The following is an 18,883-nucleotide window of genomic DNA, read 5'->3' on the forward strand; positions in this document are numbered from 1 at the left end:
TTCATTAATCAAAGACAGGTGAAACGGCAGTGTAATTTTCCCACTCGAATTTGTGGAGGTTCACTTCTCTTTCGTAATCCTTATTATCCTTTTCTGAGAAAGGCTTTGCCTTTGTTTCCTGCATGATGATTTGTGTTTTCTTAATATCCCGATTCGGATAGACGCTTCGGACATAAGACTGTGCATATCGATTCAATGCGTCCATGGCATATTCATCCTGTTTCTTCGTGCGTTCATTCTCAAGCATATGTTCATAATCTTCTCGGTCTAAATTCTTTTCTTCGATCGTTTCAGAGATTTTCAAAGTCACTTCGTCCGTCTGGTAGAGAGAAGTAAACGCGCCTCTTTGGATTCTTACTAAACGATTATATGGAGTGAATCGATTATCCTGGTTTTTTTCAATCATGAATGTCGTTAAATCAAGCCAGTCGGTCTTTTCCCCACCCTTGAATTCAGCCCGCACTAGGAATTTATTATTCGTCGAGGCAGGGTTCGGAGCAAACAACCGCCAGTTTTGTGAAAATACCGGCTCCATGTAACCATTAATGGCGAAACTGTATTTTGCTTTGACTGGGTTAAAAGGCGTGAGATAAAGGACGGTAAACATCAAATGCCCCGCAAACAGGAAAAGAGATAAGATAATGAGAACTTTTTTTATCATAAGGTCACCTCTTAAAAGGCCAAGCAACCCGCCCTCAAGGAGGGCGGTGCATGGCTTGCTTTATTTGTGAACATCTAAGTATGGATGATTATTGATCAAAGACGACCTTCACGTCTTCATAATTTTCATGAGAAGACTGGACTGAACTTCCTCCCAATTGAGCTTTAGCCCAATCGTAAGCATCTGCCCCAGCTTTAGCTGTGACACCAGCGACAAAAGCACCACCTGCAACCGCTGCCCCTTTCAGTGCGTATGCTCCGACTACCGCTGGAATCGCTTCAGGATTAGCGCCCTCTTCTGTTACCTGCTCTACGTCAATGGTAGACTGGGACTTGATATCATCTGTACTAGCCAGAGCTGATGTAGCGGTTGTTCCTCCTGTAAATAACCCCAACGCTAATGTACCTGCAATCAATTGTTTTTTCATAATGATTCTCCTCCTTCATTAATATTCAAATAGCCTGGTTATCCCTAAACGACAAACATCATTCTTTCCTATCCATCCCCCCTTCCAAGTTGTCCTAATTTTTCAACATTTATTTCTAAATCAATGGTATCATTGAACTGTTAAAACCTGTATTTCGCATGTCACTGAATTTTTTTGACGATTTGTGCTTTCATTTTCTATACCTTGCGCAATATGAATGAAGGAAGTGAATGACTATGGAAATGGGAAAAATATTAAAATACTACCGATTGAAAAAGGGAATGAGTCAGGAGGAAACAGCCGAATCCATTGTTTCCCCGTCTTATCTTTCAAGGATCGAGAACAATAAAACCACCGTAGAAAAAGAAACACTTATCCTGCTGTTGCAAAGAGTAGGGGTAGATTATGAGGAAATTCAGGCAGATGAAGGAAGAATAAAAAAGCTCCTCCACCAATGGGAAGAGCCTCTGTTAGATAATAAAAAAGATGAATGCGAACGCATATATAAAGAATTGCAGCCACTGATCCATCCCGTCACCCATACCCAGCTCCAAGCAGAGTTTCATATTAAAAAAGTCCGAGCAGCCATCATCCTGGACTTCATAGACGAGGTCGATCATTCCCTCAGATTCATAGACGATTTCTTCGAGACATTATCATCAAGAAACCGCTTCTTTTACTATAAACATCTCGGAAACTACTATTGGGTTGTAAACGAACCAGATAAGGCTAAAGGCTACTTTGAGAGAGGTTTAGCCGAGTATTCTTCCATCCACCTTAGTGAGTTGGAACAAGCCGATCTATATTTCCTGTATGCCTTATCCTTATACGTGCTTCAAAAAGAAACTGTAAGCTTTTCCTATGCGCAGTCCGCCCTTACGGTTTTTCAAAACAACTATAAACCCAGGCAGTGTTTGAAAATCCACATCCACATCGGGATCTGCTTCAGCAGCATCGGGGATGTGCATTCGGCCCTCTCCAACTTTGAAAAAGCGAAAACATTAGCAGAAGAAATCGATGATCGTGATCACCTCGGGGTCATTTACCATAACTTAGCGACCATGCATTTACGTAAAAAGGAGAGGGATCTTTCCATCACCCATTTAAAGAAAGCCATGTACTATAAAGAACAGACCAGCCTCAGTTACTTCAAATCGCTCGTGCTGTTGTTATTCGTATACATACAGGAGAAGAAAAACGAGGAATGCCTGCACGAACTAGACAGTCATACAAAGATTGCAGAACAACTCCCCAGTGACAATGTCTTAACCAAAGAGTTCTGGTTTTTCTATTCCTTTTTTAAGGCAGAGGAAAAGAAATGGGAGGAATATGTCAAAAAAGAGTTCATGCCGACACTAAAAAAATATCGAAAAATCCAGGAAGTGGAAAGGTATTCGAGATTTTTAGGAGAATACTATGAGGCGAAGGGAGGTTATAAAAAAGCAGCAAGCTATTACAAATTAGCGTTGGACTATACCAATGCCGTCGATCATTGACCAATACTATGAATTCTAAGAGGGGGATTATAGAATGAAAAAATGTGTCATCATGTTTGGTTTAGTTTTCTTAATATTGGGAGGTTCCGCTTCCGTTGTGGCCGCAGATGCAGGGAATAATAACAGTCAGAATGGAAAGGGAAATAGTGAGGAAGCCCAAAACGATCACCCGGCACCTCCTGCCACCAATCCGCACGGTGATGAATTACCTTTCAGTAACTAATACTTACCACGTCTTCCAGACTTCAAATAAAACATAGATTCGAAGAAAGCAAATCGAATAGACAATTGATTATGAATCACTTGTTCTTAGACTCCCATTGATGACCTCGGTAATGGACCGGGGTCATTTTATTTGGACAATAAAAAAGGGTTTATAAATCATAAAGCTTTTGAAGTCGATATTTGTCATAAAAAATAGATAGCTTTACTTCGAGGACTGATTTATAATCCTTTTAGTGAACTCGAATGGAAGGTGATGAGAGAAGTATAGTAAGCGGTTGCACTGTTGCTTAAGTCCTAATGAAGTTAAAAGTAAAGGGGAAAATGAAACGAGTGAAAAAATTTGTTGGTTTTACAGTTGCTGCTCTATTAACGTCTACTTTATTGACCACACCTGTCCTGGCCACAAGCGAAACACCATTTAAGAGTTTGGAAGATTTCAAAAAACAAAAACAGGTTCCGAATGCTCAGGAAGTTAAACTGCTCGGCTATAATGAATGGGGAGAATTTGAAGAGGAAGAGCCGAATAACACAATGGCCCAAGCCAATCATATAACCACGGAGGATCTCGCCGTAGGTACATTCACTAAGGGTGATAAGGATTATTACAAGATTGAAATCAATGGAGATGAAGAAGTGGATCTCTCTGTATCTCTCTTCTCTATGGATGTAGATGAAACCAACATGCAGCTGAATGTAGATGTTTATAGCTCCTCCGGTGAAGAAATGGATAGCTATTTTAAAGACAGCGACGAGTATGGATTTGCGGGTGGGTTTTATTTGAATCCGGGAGTCTATTATCTTGAAGCTTCTGATTTAGCTGACTTGAATAATGGAGAAACGTATATGCTGAGTCCTTTTGTTATCGAAGAGGAACCATACATTGACCGTATAGCCGGAGAAGACCGCTACCATACCGCAGCAGCGATCGCTGTACGTCGAAGTGGTGGGTATCCAAACGATCATATCATCCTGGCAACAGGAGCCGATTTTCCTGATGCACTTGCAGGAGCACCGCTTGCCTTCTACTATGATGCGCCGATTCTTTTGACCAGGAAAAACGCTCTTTCGCAAATTACAAAATCGACGATTGATGTGTTAGGTGCCAAACATGTCACGATCCTTGGTGGCACAGGTGCCATTTCCAAAGACGTCGAAAACTCCCTTGTGAAATTAGGATTGGATGTCGAAAGAATTTCAGGATCTGACCGGTACGAAACCGCAACAGCTATTGCTGAAGTGCTTCCACCTAGTGATGGAGCCGTGGTCGCATACGGAAGAAACTTCCCTGATGCCCTTTCCATTGCACCTGTAGCGGCAAGCAACATGATGCCGATCCTTTTGACAGAAAAAAGTAAACTTCCGGAAGCTACGAAGCAGGCCATCAACGATTACGACTTCACCTATGTTGTAGGAGGTTCCGGGGTTGTCGATCAAAAGGTTTTCTCTCAACTTCCTGATCCTGAGCGAATTTCAGGGAAGAACAGATACAGCACATCGATTGCTATCGCTGAGCATTTCGAACTGGAACCGACGTTTGTGAATATCGCGACTGGAGCGGACTTTGCAGACGCTCTTGCAGGAGCCACTTATACGTATGGTGAACCGTTATTGTTAACTCCATCCAATTACCTTTCGCCTGAAGTGAAGGATTATTTTGTTAAGAACGAAACCTTCTACTTCACTATTTTTGGTGGCACGGCAGCTGTCAGTGAAAATGTGGAGGATGAGATTCTGGAGCTATTTGAATAGGAGTCTACTACTCTTCCATGAGCAGCCTTACAAAACTCCAAAAACAGATCATTAATTAAGAACAGATCAAACACCACCAAGTAGTCAATCATGACTTGATGGTGTTTTTCTATGGATGATCCTGAAAAACTCCAAAAGTTCCTCATAGATTGGTTAATCACTTACTAAAACAGAACCCCAAATATAATAAATTTTCACACTTTTCTATAAAATGCATTGACACTTATCCTTTCCCTTGCTAACATGGCACTTAACCAAATAACGAAAGAACATCTTATCCAGAGAGGTGGAGGGACTGGCCCTGTGAAACCCGGCAACCGCTATTTATATAGCATGGTGCCAAATCCTACTGAGTGAACGCTCAGGAAGATAAGAGATTTACATAATCTCTAGCCTCTCTATCACTGATAGAGAGGTTTTATAATTTCCAACTGAATACCAATTTCTTATCCAGAGAGGCAGAGGGACTGGCCCGTTGACGCCCGGCAACCATCAAGCAACCGCTTGAAAAGGTGCTAATTCCTGCAGGAGATGATCCTGGAAGATAAGAAGAGCCAAGAGCCCTCTTCTTATTTTTTGTGAAGAGGGCTCTTTCTATTTTACAAAAAGGAGTGGCTACATAGATGAGTACTGTACTTTTAGATGGCATTCGTACCCCGTTCGGAAAATGGAAAGGGGCTTTGAAAAAGAAATCCGCAGCAGAACTTGGATCGCACGCATTAAACGCTCTAATTAAGAGAAATCCCATAGCCAAACAGGCAGATGGCGCGCTGCTTGCCCAAGTCATCCAGGCTGGGGGCGGCCAAAATCCTGCTAGGCAAGTCGCTTATAAGGCGGGGGTGGAGATCAATACACCTGCCATCACATTGAACAATGTCTGTTTAGGCGGGATCGCTACGATCGCAGATGCCTCCCGAAGACTGCAATTGAACGAAGGAGAATTATACATCGTCGGTGGCTTCGACTCGATGACGAACGCTCCTCATACTGCTCCTGTACGTGCTTCTTCAGGACTCGGCCATAGCATCCTCAAAGACACCTTACTGAACGACGGTTTGTGGTGCGCCTTAACGGATGTATCGATGGGAGCTCTTACCGATGAGAAAAACCGCTCCTTCGAAATTAGTCGAGAGGAGCAGGATGAATACGCCGCCCTTTCCCAGCAACGAGCAGCGAATGCTCAAGAAAAAGGGTGGTTCCAACCTGAAGTCGCTCCTTTTTCAGGTTTGCTTGAAGAAGATGAAGGTATCCGCAAAGGTACAACAGCCGAGAAGTTATTGAACCTCTCACCGGCTTTTTCCAACGAAGGCACAATTACGGCAGGCAATGCGTCGCAGATGACGGATGGGGCGAGCGTTGGGATCGTTACCACGAAAGAGAAAGCTGAATCACTCGGGCAGAATCCGTTGGCGGAAATCATCGACTGGTCAGAGATTTCCGGACCAGATCCGAGCTTGCAAACGAAACCATCGCAAGCGATCCAGGAACTATTAGATAGACACCAATTGACGACTGACGATATCGATCTGTTTGAAATCAACGAGGCTTTTGCCAGTGTCGTGATTGCCAGCTGCCGGGATCTTGGCATTGATTATGACCGGGTCAATGTGAACGGTGGAGCGATCGCTCTTGGTCACCCACTAGGCGGCACAGGATTCCGGCTTGTTTTGACCCTTGCCCATGAACTGAAACGGCGCGGCGGTGGAAAAGGCATCGCGTCCCTTTGTGGCGGTGGCGGACAGGGCATGGCCCTATTGATTGAAGTGCCTCATACATAACTCGAAAGGAGACAATTCCAATGAATACATCAATCACAGCTCAGCGTTCTCCTTATCTATGGGAGCCATCGAGCGGAAGAATAGAACAATCACATATCAAAGCTTTTGCTGAATCTACCGGCCAACCGCTTTTTCCATATGAACGGTTCCACCGCTGGTCCGTTTCTCACCTCGCTGAATTTTGGTCAGCCGTTTGGGATTACGCCGGAATTATCGGAAATAAAGGCGACCGTGTTTTTGTCCCTGGCCCTTCGATGCCAGATAGTACATGGTTTCCGGAAGCACGATTGAACTTCGCTGAAAACATGCTAAGGGGTTCTCTTGATCGAGTGGTTGCCTATGAAGCAAATGAAGAAGGTGTTCAACGAAGCATTCATTTACAGGAGCTAAAACAATCCGTTGCCAAAGCCCAGGAAGGTTTAAAACAATTAGGTGTTCAAAAAGGCGATTGTGTCGCCGGGGTCACGAAGAACGATATCCAGGGATTAGTGGCCTTGCTTGCAACCACTTCATTAGGGGCGACATGGACCTCCTGCTCCCCTGACTTTGGGACGAAAGGAATCGTCGACCGCATTGGTCAGGTGAAACCGAAAGTATTGATCTCTACTCTCTCCTATCAATATAAACAAAAGCCGTTCCAAATCGAGGACAAAATCAAGCAGACGACGGAACACCTGGAAGGACTATCCGCACTCGTCTCGTTCGAAGGGGAAACGTATATTGAAGGGATTAAATCTCTTTCATGGAGCGAGCTTTGTAACAATGAAGCAGAAGAGCCAACGTTCGAACCCGTCCCTTTTAACCATCCCTTATATATTTTATATACATCAGGAACGACGGGGCTGCCGAAAGCGATTGTCCATTCGGTCGGTGGGACGCTTCTGCAACATGTGAAAGAACACCAGCTCCATTGCGATGTCCAGCAAGATGACGTGTTGTTCTGGTACACCAATACCGCCTGGATGATGTATCCATGGCTCGTGTCGGGGCTAACCAGTGAAGCCGCCATCCTGTTGTATGACGGCTCTCCTGTAAGACAGGATTCCCTCACCCATTTGTGGGACATTGCGGATGAAGTCGGCATCACCCATTTTGGTACAAGTCCTAAATACCTAGATACATTGATGAAAGCAGGCGTCGACCTGAAAAGCAGTCATTCGCTCGACTCTTTGAAAAGTCTGCTATCCTGCGGGGCTCCCTTAGCCCCTGAGCAATACAACTGGATTTATCAAACCATCAAACAGGATTTGTTCCTTGCTTCCATTTCCGGCGGAACAGAAATTATCGGCTGTTTTGTGATGGGATCTCCGGTCCACCCTCTTAAACAAGGCGAAATCGCATGCAAAGCGTTGGGGATGGCGGTGGATGTATTGGATGAGCGAGGAGCTTCTGTTTACGAAGAAAAAGGAGACCTTGTGTGTACGAAACCGTTCCCGAGCATGCCGCTCACCTTCTTCGGCGAAGGTGGAGAGGAACGCTACCGGAAGAGCTACTTTTCCAAACGACCAGGGATCTGGACCCATGGGGACTTAGCTGAACAGACCATCGACCAATCCTTCATCATTTATGGACGTGCCGATACAACATTGAATCCAGGCGGCGTCCGTATTGGGACGGCTGAAATTTACGGTGTCGTAGACCATATCAAAGAAATCAAAGACAGCGTCGTTTTCGGATTACCGAAAAATAACGACGAAGAAATCACCCTTTGTGTCGTTACGGGACATCTGACGGAAGACTTGGCAAAAGAAATACGCCAACAGATTCGGACCAAAGCTTCTCCCCGTCATGTACCGAAGCGAATTTATCAAGTGGAGGAAATCCCTCATACCATCAATGGAAAAAGGGTCGAAGGAGCAGCGAAAACAGCCGCTTTAGGAGAAGAAGTGAAAAACGAAGCGTCCTTACGTAATCCATCCAGCTTACAAGCATTTCGTCAGCTTTCAGAAAGGGAGTTCGTGTAATGGCCAGTCAAATTCAAGGGGCGATCACCGGAATCGGTGAGCTGAAGCCCGTCCGTTATTCAGAAGGAAAAACCACCTTAAGTTTGATTGCAGAATCCGTCCGACTTGCCATCCAGGATGCCGGCATCTCAAAGGAAGATGTCGACGGCCTGCTCGTCGGACCCCAAGTCGGGGAGACGCCACAGCATGTGCCGGCGACGGTTTCTGAGTATCTAGGAATCGATCCCACGATGTCTAATACGGTTGATCTCGGCGGAGCGACCGGTCCAGGGATGATATGGAGAGCAGCCGCAGCCATTCAGGCCGGCATGTGCGAAACCGTCGTCTGTGTATTAGCCAACAAAAATGAAAAAGGCGAAACACTAAGGTCTCCGAACCGTAATCCGATCCGCGAGTTTGATGTGCCTTTCGGTGCCTCAGGAGCGAATACATCCTATGCCCTCTTAAAAAGACAGCACATGGAAGAACACGGATCCACCCAGGAAGACTTTGCAAGGATCGCCTACTGGCACAGGAGAAATGCCCAGTTGAACCCGGATGCGATTTTTTATGGAAAGCCCGTTGAAGTCGAAGATATTCTCGCCTCCCCCATGATCGCCGACCCGCTTCATCTGCTTGAAATCGTCATGCCTGTCGCCGGTGGTGCGGCCGTTGTTGTAACCTCTCCGGAAAAAGCAGCACAGGGCAAGCATAAACCGGTCTATCTCAAAGGAGCGGGAGAAAAAATCACCCACCGGGCGGTCAGCCAGGCACCAGGCATAGACGCCTTGCCATTTAGCTATTCAATCCCGAGGGCGCTTGAACAAGCCCGGACGAACGTGGAAGACATCGACCTTTTTTCATTGTATGACTGTTATACAAGTGTCGTTGCAATAACCCTTGAAAGTGCAGGTCTATGTAAGCCAGGGGAATTCGGAGAGTTTGTCAAAAACCATAGCTTCGGTCATGACGGAGATTATCCATTGAACACGCATGGCGGTCAGTTGGGTTTTGGCCAGGCAGACTTAGCCGGCGGTATGTCACATGTTGTGGAAGCCGTTCATCAATTGAGAGGCGAAGCGGGAAACCGACAAATCCCTAGTGCTAAAAAAGCACTCGTGACAGGGAATGGAGCCACATTAAGTGAAACAACGGCGCTTGTGTTAGGAGGAGAACAATGAGCCAACAACCAAACATTTCTTTACCAGTTCCGACGATCACACCGATCAGTCAGCCTTTTTGGGAAAGCATCCAAGCAGGACACTTGAGCCTTCAGCAATGTGACAAGTGTGAGCAGTGGATCTTCTATCCCCGCGAACACTGTCCCCATTGTTTTCATGATTCGTTAACATGGAAAAAAGCGTCCGGACGAGGAAGGCTGAAAACATGGAGCGTGATCCATCGTGCGGGACATCCCGCGTGGCAGGAACATACACCCTATGTGGTCGGCGTCGTCGCTCTTGAAGAAGGACCTTCTCTATTGACACATGTATTGGTAGAAGAAACCGCCTTAACACATAATCTGAAAGTTGAAATGGAAATCAGTGAAATCGGGCCACACCCGTTGCCATTCTTCAAAAAACAGGAGGAAACGATATGATCCTTACTTATTTCATCGCTGTTGCTTTATTCTGGTTGCTCGGACTATTCATCTGGAAGAATTTTTACACGACGAAGAAAGGAGAACGATAAACGATGCTTACAAGTTCCAGTGTATTACTATGGACCGTCATCCTTTTGTTAGCTGTATACTTTGCCGCTGTGACGTGGGTGGGTAAAAAAGGGCGGGCTCACAGCCAGTCGATGGCTGGATTTGCTACGGCCCGGGGAAAAGTGAGCCCCTGGCTTGTCGGTGCAAGTTTCGCCACCTCCTACGCCAGTGCCAACCTTTTCATTGGCGTCCCTGGTCTCGCCTACGAACACGGGACCGCTGTGCTCTGGTACACCCTTGGATGCTTTGGTGTTTCCTGGGTCGGACTTCTTCTTTTCGCCAAAACGTTCTGGCGTTACGGGAAGAAATTCGGTCATGTGTCGACACTTCCGGAATGGCTTGGAAAGCGTTATAACTCGAAAGCCCTGCAAGCCATCGTATCTTTACTGATCTTATTCAATGTTTATTATATCGTCGGACAAAACGTCGGACTTGCGACCATTTTTGAAACCGTCATTGGGATTCCCTACTTCTGGGGCATCATCATCGGTGTGGCCATCACGATTCTTTACATCGGTCTAGGCGGTGCCTTCGCGCAAATCATCACGGACGGCATCCAGGGAATTCTTATGGCCATCACCTCGATCTTTATCGTCGTCTCCTTTTTCTGGACCATCGGTGGGGGATGGAACGTCTTCGGCGTACTGACTGATCGCTTACACAGCATCGACCCGAACCTGACTGCAGCCATTGCCGACGGCGGTCCGTATAACAGTGCGCTCGCCATCATGGCTGTACAGTTCCTTCTATTTAGTTTCGTATTGATGCCCCACCTGTTGAACAAAGTGTTATCGATTGAAAAAGAGGAAGACCTGGCTCCATTCACCTTATCCGCAGGGCTCGTGCTATGTATCATTTCCACTCTGATGGTTCTCGGTGGACTCGCTGCCCGCGTGCTCTTCCCAAGCTTACAAAGTGCCGATGCGGCCATCCCGACCTATGTGATTGAGGCATTCCCAAGTGTCATCGCAGCCATCATGATCGTCGGAATCATCTCCGCAATCTTATCCAGCACGGACAGCCTGTACTTAGGAATCACGACAAGTATCGGCAACGACTTGTACCGCATTGTCGCACCATTCCTAACATCCAGAAAGATGTCAGCAAAAGAGCTGGACAACAAATCGTTGAAAGTCGCGAAAGGATCACTGATTGTCGTCGGACTCCTGTCTCTCTACTTCTCCTTAGAACGACCAGAGTCCTTGGCCTTCCTAATCCAGTTCAGCTTTTCTGCGATCATATCCGGAATCATTGCACCGATCACTCTCGGATACTTCTGGAACCGTGCGAATCAATATGGGGCGATTGCTGCTGTAATTACGGGTGCTTCCTTATATGTCGCTTTTACATCTCTGAACTTAATCGGAAATATCTTTATTGCGATGTTCTTTAGTGCAGCTGCGGCCTTTGTTATTATGGGTTTTGTGAGTGTACTGACACCTAGGGAGAAGAAAGAGAAGTTAGTGTTGGAGAAAACTAGTTAAGCGATGAAAAGTAAAAGACTCTGAAACGTAGCATGTCTTTTATAGACATTACCTTGCTCCCAGGGATGTATAGACGTACGGCAAAAGCTTATATGAACAAGAAAGAAATTGTGTACCACAGTCACTACCTGTATGAATTATGAATTTCTTTAACTTACTAATAATACGGCAGAATCAACTTCATTAAGAATAGTCCTATCGTGTGATCATCATTTTTGAATTTTTTAAATTTCTTACAGTTGAACACAATCCTAAAGTAAGGGTAAAAAAACTACAAACACAATTGGATTAATAACTAATCTTCAACAGTATAATGGAGATATAACTACTTTGAACGATATGGTATTGCAACAGATGTCTGAACCTAACTGAGACAAATAAATAAACAACCCCCTGCTAATTTTAGGAATTAGCAGGGGGTTGTTTATTTGTAATGGTATTTACATTAATTAGTAAATTCCAGTTAAAAAGATGGCTAGGTTGTTAGATTGCAATAGGAATCACTTAGTAACTTTTATTGTCTTTTAGGAAAGGAGCTAGTTCTATTGATATTATTTTTATATTTTATAATTTTTATAGGAGTTTCACTAAAATGCTGACTTAAAGATAAACCTAAAAATATTACTAATAATACAGGATAATTCCATCCACTTAAGGTTTCAGCTTGAAGTCCTACTACTAAAGAATAAACAATGTACTGTTGTCCTAAAACCCTCAATTTTTTATTAGTACTTTTAGATAAAACATAAAAAGCATAAATGGATATAAGTATATTTAATATGAAAAATACAACACCGTAATTAAATAAAGAGAATAAGTAGTCATTATCGATTGATGAAAATGTGCCTGGTCCCAATCCGAAACCCCATGTTAAAAAATTCGAGTTTTCTTTAAAAACTTGCCAATACATATTCCATATTGACGTACGGGCTTCAAAAGAATTTACACTAGTTAATGACCCAGATTCAAGTATATTTGTAATTTGGTATAAATACCTTAAATTAGATCCATATTCTACCAGAAAACTATAAGCCATTACCAAAATAACTACTAATCCTATAAAATATATAGGCAATTTCCATAAGAAAAATTTAATATTGTGTTCATCAAACAAGACTTTGCAGAAGAATAGCAAAAAAGGGAATAAAATAAATAAAGATCTTGAACCAGACAAAGCCACTAAAGTAGCTCCAATAATAATAAATAAGAATCGAACAGCTTTCTTCTGATCTAAAATAAAAATTATTATTGTCATCTGAGTTACAATCCATGCAAATGTGTTAGGATTAGTCATTGTTCCTGTGATTCTAACTATGGATCCTAAAGAACGTGTTTTTTCTGAATAATAAAGCGAGTTAAACAGTTGTGTATTGAATAGTTGATCAACACCTACTATTAATTGAACCAAAATAACTATATATGCAGTAGCTAAAAGACCCTTAATTACTGTTTCTACTTTTAAGTGAACCCCTATTAAATAACTTGTTAATAGAATTATTGAAAAGAAAACGGGCTTAAGTATATCAATTGGAGCAATTATATTTATATCAGCTGAATTAAATAGCGCAGATAACCCGATTAATAATGAAGAAGTTAAAAACATAACTTTCAATATAAGTACTCTCTTGGTAATCTTATATTTCCTATGAATAAGAAAAATAATAAAAAGTGATATTATTCCAATCATTAAATAACTTAAATAATGAAAGTTACTTATGTTAGGCTTGATCATTAATATAAATGTAAGTGGAATAACAGCAACTAATAAATACTTTTTTATATCCGAGAGGCTTATATTAATAGAACTTAAATTCATTAAAGATACACTCCGATTTATTTACTCTTTAGATATAGCAGTTAAATTAAATACAGTAATAATGAAATAAAAAACATAACTTATAGACATAGACAAGCTTATTCCAATTATTAGATAGTTAACATTGTTATTATCGATTAAGTAAGCTAATAACATTCCGGATACTAACAGTATTAACCTAGAAACTTCCCACAATAGATGATATCCAGTGGCTTTTATTACAAATAATGTTTGTCCTAAAGGTGTTATAGCTAATTGAGCTAAAAACATTGGTATTAAAAATTGAATATAACGACCCGAACCTCCCCAATCATCTCCCAATAAATATGTTACTAGTGGAGGAGCTACTGCCCCTATTATAATAAATGGGATTAACGAAAATAGGAATAACTTTATCACATTTTGTTTAAAAAACCTTAATAATTTAACTGGTCCTTCTCTAAATAATTTTATAGCTTCCCCATAATACACTTGAGAGATGGATTTAGTAATAAGTGTTATTGGTAAACCTATTATTCTCTGACTTAATAGAAATAATCCTGCATAATATGGGTCATATAACATACCTATCAACAAAATTGGAATTTGCATTGTTGTAGCATTTAATAAATCAGAGAGTGTAGATTGGAAAGAAAAAGATTTATATTTCGCCAGAATTAAACGTTGTAATTTATTTCTCTTAATTTTTTTTTGGGGGGTATTTTTACTTTTAAAGAATTCCTTTGATAATCTAATAACACCTGCAGATCTTCCCACGCTATCTCCCAATAAAAGCCACAAAGCATTACTACTCGCAATTAACGCCATTGATATTTGAATAACTATTTGTGATAAACTTTGGCTAATTTTTGATATAGAGATATCTTTAAAAGCACTAATTCTAATGGCATAAAAATTAAATATTTTATAGCAGCCGGCAAAAAATAAGCTCAAAGGAATTATCCAATAATATATAATTAATTCTTCAACATTAAAAAATCCTAAAAAAGTACTTTTATAAACAAAAAGAAAAATGAAAATTATTAATGTGAAAAAACATAGTATCTTAATAGATAAATAAACTACACTTCTTGCTAACTTATCATTAACAATTAGGGGTATGATCTTTTCAAAACTTAATGTTGATAAAGCCAATAGTATTGATAATAAAGCTGTAAATGAAGCTAAGACCCCAAAATTTTCAGGGGAATATAGTCTAGTTAGTATAGGTGTAGCACTAAAAAGTATTATTTGAGATAATATGTTGCCACTAAATAAAACTAAAATCGATTTTTTCAAGTTCGACAGATTATTTAACTTCAGGCTTCCTAGTTGCATGTTTCGACAACCTTTACATGTTTAATGATATATTCCAAAAAAATTAGTTAATTAATTTTTTTAAAGGTTTTGCTGGCACTCCTCCTGCAAAATAAAAGTCTGGTATTTCTCTTGTTACTGCTGAACATGCGCCGATTATACTTCCTTTTCCTATTATTACTCCTTTAGTAATTACACTATTACTAGCTATCCATGTACCACTTTTGATTAGAATAGGTGCTAACTCACTTTTAGTATTGCTAATCTTACCATCAATATAAGAATGTTTTGTGGTCGCAATGACAACCATAGGTGATATAATAACATCGGATTCAATTTCTAAACCACCAGTCCCATTAATCCACGTATTATGAGCAATATATACATTATCACCAATTGTAATATTTCTCGGATTAATCAATGTTACTCCACTAGCTACTTGTAGATTTCTTCCACACTTTTTAAAAAAAGGTGCTAGTAATGTCCCTCTTATTTTATTTGAATATCTACTATTTGGTAAAATTGAAGTAAATAATAATATAATGTACATACAAAAATTCGATAGAAGCCCTTTAATCCTCTTGATATTCATTAATCTCCCTCCATTCCATTAAGAATCCTCTTTATTAAATAAGGTTTCATTATATAAATCTAAATATTCTAAATTAATTTCATACCAATGAAATTTAGAAGTATATTCGGAACTTCGCTTGGAGATTATATGGTATTCTTCTAGAATTTTTTTTACTTTTCCAGCTATCTCTTCAACATTAAAGCAATCTACACTATATCCAACTTCTCCCTCATCAAACTGTTTATCAAACCCTTGACCTTTTGTATAAATAACTGGTAAACCTTGACTTATAGCCTCAGCATATACTAAGCCAAATGTCTCTTTAATTGATGGCATTACGAAAATATGATTATCGTTATATATCTCAATCAAATCTTCTTTTGGTATAGGTGGAATGTAGTTAATTTTAGAAATTTTATTAATCTTATTAAATACTCTTTTTTCTTTAACCTTTCCAACAACCGTAAAACAAACATTATAGCCTTCTTCTTTCAATAAATTTATAGCCTTGACAGTTGTAATTAAATTCTTATTCTTGTCTATATTGCCCACATATAAGATTTTCAGGGTGTCGTAGTTTTTAATACTTTTTTTATAATTCCTATTTTCAATATAATATTCATCAATTCCGTTAGGAATTATAGTTGTTTTCTTGTAAATTTTTTCTTTTTTATGTTGAGGCACGTAATTCTCCAAAACTAAATTTCTATAATTTTTTGATATGAATACTATCTTTGAAGCCTCATCTAATATTTCCAAACCTAGTTTTCTTAAATGTATCATTCTTTTGAAAAAGATATTAACATCCGTATTTCTTACAGCAACAATATATGGAATACCATATTTCTTCTTAAGCTTCATCGCAACAATCCCATTAGAAAATAATGAATGAGCATGTATTAATGAATAACTAGGAACATTGTAATTAATGGAAATATCCTCATAAATTTTCTTGTGTTTCATATTAAAGAAATATCTATCCATCTTTTTATGATTCATTCTAAGATCGGTATAATCTCCCATATCGTATTCAATTTTACTTACCGAAGAGGACACTGGTACAATAACATTTACATCTAATCCATTGTTTAACTGTTGATCATACAAATTTTTATAAAACCTACTACTACTATAATATGAATTAATATGTAATACTCTCATATATTCTCCTCTTTTTTTCTATAATCGCCAATAAGAATACCCTTTTGCTTCTATTTCTGATTCTTTAAACAATCCTTTTATATCAATTAAGACCTTTTCTTTATTACTAATTTCTTTCTTGAAAAGGAAATCTATATCACTTAAGTTTAATTTTTTAAATTTTTCATGTGCTACTGCTAATACTAAACAATCAATATCTTTAATTTCGTTAATATTTATTAAATCTATACCATATTCACGTTTAACTTCACTCGGATCGGCTTCTGGATCTACTACAAGAGGTTCTATTCCGTAATCTTCCAATTCACTTATTATGTCTACTACTTTTGAATTTCTAGAGTCAGGGGTATTTTCTTTAAAAGTGATTCCATAAATCACAACTTTAGACTGCTTTACTACTTTATTAGCTATTATTAATTGCTTTATTATAGAATCAGCAACAAACTTTCCCATTCCATCATTTATTTTTCTTCCAGATAAAATAATCTGACTGTGATAACCTAATTTTTCTGCTTCATAAATAAAATAATAAGGGTCAACCCCTATACAATGACCACCTACAAGCCCTGGATAAAATTTAAGAGCATTCCACTTTGTATTCATTGCTTCAACTACATCATTTGTATCTATATTCATACGATCAAATACCATTGCAAGCTCATTCATAAAAGCAATATTAATATCACGCTGACTGTTCTCTACAACTTTAGCGGCTTCAGCAACTTTTATAGAGCTAGCTCTATGGACTCCTGCCTCTATAACAAGTTCATATACACCTGCAATTTTTTCTAAACTTTCATTGTCCATACCTGAAACAATTTTAGTTATCTTATCGAGCGTGTGAACTTTATCACCTGGATTTATGCGCTCTGGAGAATAACCGACCTTAAAATCAACTCCACATTTTAGGCCAGACTCTTTTTCAAGTATAGGAATACAAATGTCTTCTGTTACTCCTGGATACACAGTAGATTCATAGACGACTATTGACCCTTTTGTTAAGTTACGACCAATTATCTTACTTGCTCCCTCAACAGGTGTAAGGTCTGGGGTTTTGTCTAAATTTATTGGAGTCGGGACAGCAACTATATGAAATTTAGCTTCTCTTAGCTTTTTTTCATCTGATGTAAAATCTACTGTTGATTCCTTAATTGCTTCATTACCTACTTCATTAGTTGGATCAATTCCTGTCTTATATGATTCAATTTTCTTTTCATTTAAATCAAACCCAATAACGTCGACTTTTTTCCCAAAAGCAACAGCAATAGGCATACCAACATAACCTAGACCAATCACCGCCAACTTTTCTCTTTTATTTACCAAATCATAAAATAGCATATATAATTTCCTCCAACCTTTAATAGCTTAAGTGAGATATTTTTCAATCTCTACTAAATAAATCCCTTGTATATACCTTGTCCCTTACTTCAAATAAATCATTAGACAAGCGATTAGCTACAATTACATCTGATAATTCCTTGAAATTTTCAAAATCATTTATAACTCTAGAGTTATAAAAAGTTTCTTCGTTTAATGTTGGTTCGAATAAAATAACTTCAATCCCTTTAGCTTTAACACGCTTCATAATTCCTTGTATTGCTGACTGTCTAAAATTATCTGAATCCATTTTCATAGTTAATCTGTATATACCAACAACCTTAGGGCTCTGTTTAATAATCATTTCTGCAATATGATCTTTCCTTGTTCTATTTGCATCAACAATCGCTGTCATTATATTATTCGGAACATCTTCATAATTTGCTAACATTTGTTTAGTATCTTTAGGTAGGCAGTAACCACCATAGCCAAACGAAGGATTGTTATAGTGGCTTCCGATTCGTGGATCTAAGCCTACTCCATCAATAATTTGCTTACTATCTAATCCTCTAACCTCTGAGTATGAATCTAGCTCATTAAAAAAGGCTACTCTCATCGCAAGATAAGTGTTAGCAAATAACTTAATAGCTTCCGCTTCTGTTGAATTCGTGTATAATACCGGTATATCCTTTTTAATAGCCCCTTGAGCTAACAAATCAGCAAACATTTGAGCTCTATCAGATTTTTCACCAACAATTATTCTTGAAGGGTATAAGTTATCATTCAGTGCTTTCCCTTCACGCAAAAATTCAGGCGAAAATATAATATTATCTGTTTCAAATTTCTCTTTTATTTTTTCGGTATAGCCAACTGGTATTGTGGATTTAATTACCATTACCGCATCTGGGTTAATTGATAATACATTAGCAATAACCGCTTCAACTGTTCTGGTGTTGAAATAGTTTTTCTCCGGATCATAATTTGTAGGTGTAGAAATAATTACATAGTCAGCATCTTTATATGCTTTAAGATTATCAGTTGTTGCAGTTAAGTTTAATTCCTTAGTTTTTAAATATTCCTCAATTTCATTGTCTAAAATAGGCGATTTCTTATTATTAATCATATCTACTTTCTCTTGAATGATATCAAGAGCTTTCACTTCATTATGTTGAGCTAATAGAATTGCATTGGATAAACCAACATATCCTGTTCCTGCTATGGTTATTTTCATAATTTATAACTCCT

At 39.4% G+C, this 18,883-nt stretch carries 16 protein-coding genes and 2 riboswitches; of the genes, 8 read left to right on the forward strand and 8 right to left on the reverse strand.

Translation table 11 applies throughout. From position 1 onward, the window contains the following. Positions 1-4: 4 nt before the first annotated feature. Complete coding sequence (locus VKA52_RS09940) at positions 5-661, reverse strand: DUF5819 family protein (RefSeq protein WP_326315535.1); 657 nt, start codon at positions 659-661, stop codon at positions 5-7. 88 nt (positions 662-749) lie between these two features. Beyond that, complete coding sequence (locus VKA52_RS09945) at positions 750-1,088, reverse strand: hypothetical protein (RefSeq protein ID WP_160911210.1); 339 nt, start codon at positions 1,086-1,088, stop codon at positions 750-752. A 236-nt stretch (positions 1,089-1,324) separates the two neighbouring features. On the opposite strand from VKA52_RS09945, the gene VKA52_RS09950 reads away from it, so the two are divergent. The 8 genes from VKA52_RS09950 to VKA52_RS09985 all read left to right on the forward strand — a co-directional run bounded on the left by VKA52_RS09950 (position 1,325) and on the right by VKA52_RS09985 (position 11,474). Then, positions 1,325-2,584 (forward strand): helix-turn-helix domain-containing protein, encoded by a 1,260-nt coding sequence (locus tag VKA52_RS09950; RefSeq protein ID WP_326315538.1) that lies wholly within the window; start codon positions 1,325-1,327, stop codon positions 2,582-2,584. A gap of 34 nt (positions 2,585-2,618) precedes the next feature. Continuing rightward, positions 2,619-2,807: a hypothetical protein gene (locus VKA52_RS09955; protein ID WP_160911206.1), complete on the forward strand. Its 189-nt coding sequence runs from the start codon at positions 2,619-2,621 to the stop codon at positions 2,805-2,807. 332 nt (positions 2,808-3,139) lie between these two features. Beyond that, positions 3,140-4,558: a cell wall-binding repeat-containing protein gene (locus VKA52_RS09960; protein WP_326315540.1), complete on the forward strand. Its 1,419-nt coding sequence runs from the start codon at positions 3,140-3,142 to the stop codon at positions 4,556-4,558. Positions 4,559-4,829: 271 nt separating this feature from the next. Next, positions 4,830-4,934: riboswitch (SAM riboswitch) on the forward strand. A gap of 67 nt (positions 4,935-5,001) precedes the next feature. Next, a riboswitch (SAM riboswitch) is annotated at positions 5,002-5,109 on the forward strand. A 72-nt stretch (positions 5,110-5,181) separates the two neighbouring features. Next, positions 5,182-6,336: an acetyl-CoA C-acyltransferase gene (locus VKA52_RS09965; protein WP_326315542.1), complete on the forward strand. Its 1,155-nt coding sequence runs from the start codon at positions 5,182-5,184 to the stop codon at positions 6,334-6,336. A 20-nt stretch (positions 6,337-6,356) separates the two neighbouring features. Next, positions 6,357-8,300, forward strand: a complete 1,944-nt coding sequence (locus VKA52_RS09970; RefSeq protein ID WP_326315544.1) for an acetoacetate--CoA ligase — start codon at positions 6,357-6,359, stop codon at positions 8,298-8,300. Further along, positions 8,300-9,460, forward strand: coding sequence for a thiolase family protein (locus tag VKA52_RS09975; RefSeq protein WP_326315546.1), 1,161 nt, complete (start codon positions 8,300-8,302; stop codon positions 9,458-9,460). The genes VKA52_RS09970 and VKA52_RS09975 overlap by 1 nt, the downstream gene beginning before the upstream one ends. After that, entirely contained in the window at positions 9,457-9,879 is a 423-nt protein-coding gene (locus VKA52_RS09980) for a Zn-ribbon domain-containing OB-fold protein (protein ID WP_326315548.1), read from the forward strand. Before VKA52_RS09975 ends, VKA52_RS09980 begins: the two co-directional genes overlap by 4 nt. Positions 9,880-9,974: 95 nt before the next feature. Then, entirely contained in the window at positions 9,975-11,474 is a 1,500-nt protein-coding gene (locus tag VKA52_RS09985; RefSeq protein ID WP_326315550.1) for a sodium:solute symporter family protein, read from the forward strand. Between the two features lie 514 nt (positions 11,475-11,988). Here the strand turns inward: VKA52_RS09985 and VKA52_RS09990 are convergent. The 6 genes from VKA52_RS09990 to VKA52_RS10015 are packed head-to-tail and all read right to left on the reverse strand — an operon-like array spanning position 11,989 to position 18,869. Beyond that, the gene (locus VKA52_RS09990) at positions 11,989-13,290 is read right to left on the reverse strand and encodes a hypothetical protein (protein WP_326315551.1); all 1,302 of its coding nucleotides are present in this window, start codon (positions 13,288-13,290) and stop codon (positions 11,989-11,991) included. A 21-nt stretch (positions 13,291-13,311) separates the two neighbouring features. Beyond that, positions 13,312-14,607, reverse strand: a complete 1,296-nt coding sequence (locus VKA52_RS09995) for a lipopolysaccharide biosynthesis protein (protein ID WP_326315552.1) — start codon at positions 14,605-14,607, stop codon at positions 13,312-13,314. A 43-nt stretch (positions 14,608-14,650) separates the two neighbouring features. Further along, positions 14,651-15,178, reverse strand: coding sequence for an acyltransferase (locus VKA52_RS10000; protein WP_326315553.1), 528 nt, complete (start codon positions 15,176-15,178; stop codon positions 14,651-14,653). Positions 15,179-15,196: 18 nt separating this feature from the next. After that, entirely contained in the window at positions 15,197-16,321 is a 1,125-nt protein-coding gene (locus VKA52_RS10005; RefSeq protein WP_326315554.1) for a glycosyltransferase family 4 protein, read from the reverse strand. Positions 16,322-16,339: 18 nt separating this feature from the next. Beyond that, the gene (locus tag VKA52_RS10010; protein WP_326315555.1) at positions 16,340-17,659 is read right to left on the reverse strand and encodes a nucleotide sugar dehydrogenase; all 1,320 of its coding nucleotides are present in this window, start codon (positions 17,657-17,659) and stop codon (positions 16,340-16,342) included. 43 nt (positions 17,660-17,702) lie between these two features. Next, a complete protein-coding gene (locus tag VKA52_RS10015; RefSeq protein WP_326315556.1) occupies positions 17,703-18,869 on the reverse strand; it encodes a nucleotide sugar dehydrogenase in 1,167 nt (388 codons plus the stop codon). Between the last annotated feature and the right edge of the window lie 14 nt (positions 18,870-18,883).

Source organism: Halobacillus sp. HZG1 (assembly GCF_035818575.1).
Taxonomy (GTDB): domain Bacteria; phylum Bacillota; class Bacilli; order Bacillales; family Halobacillaceae; genus Halobacillus; species Halobacillus litoralis.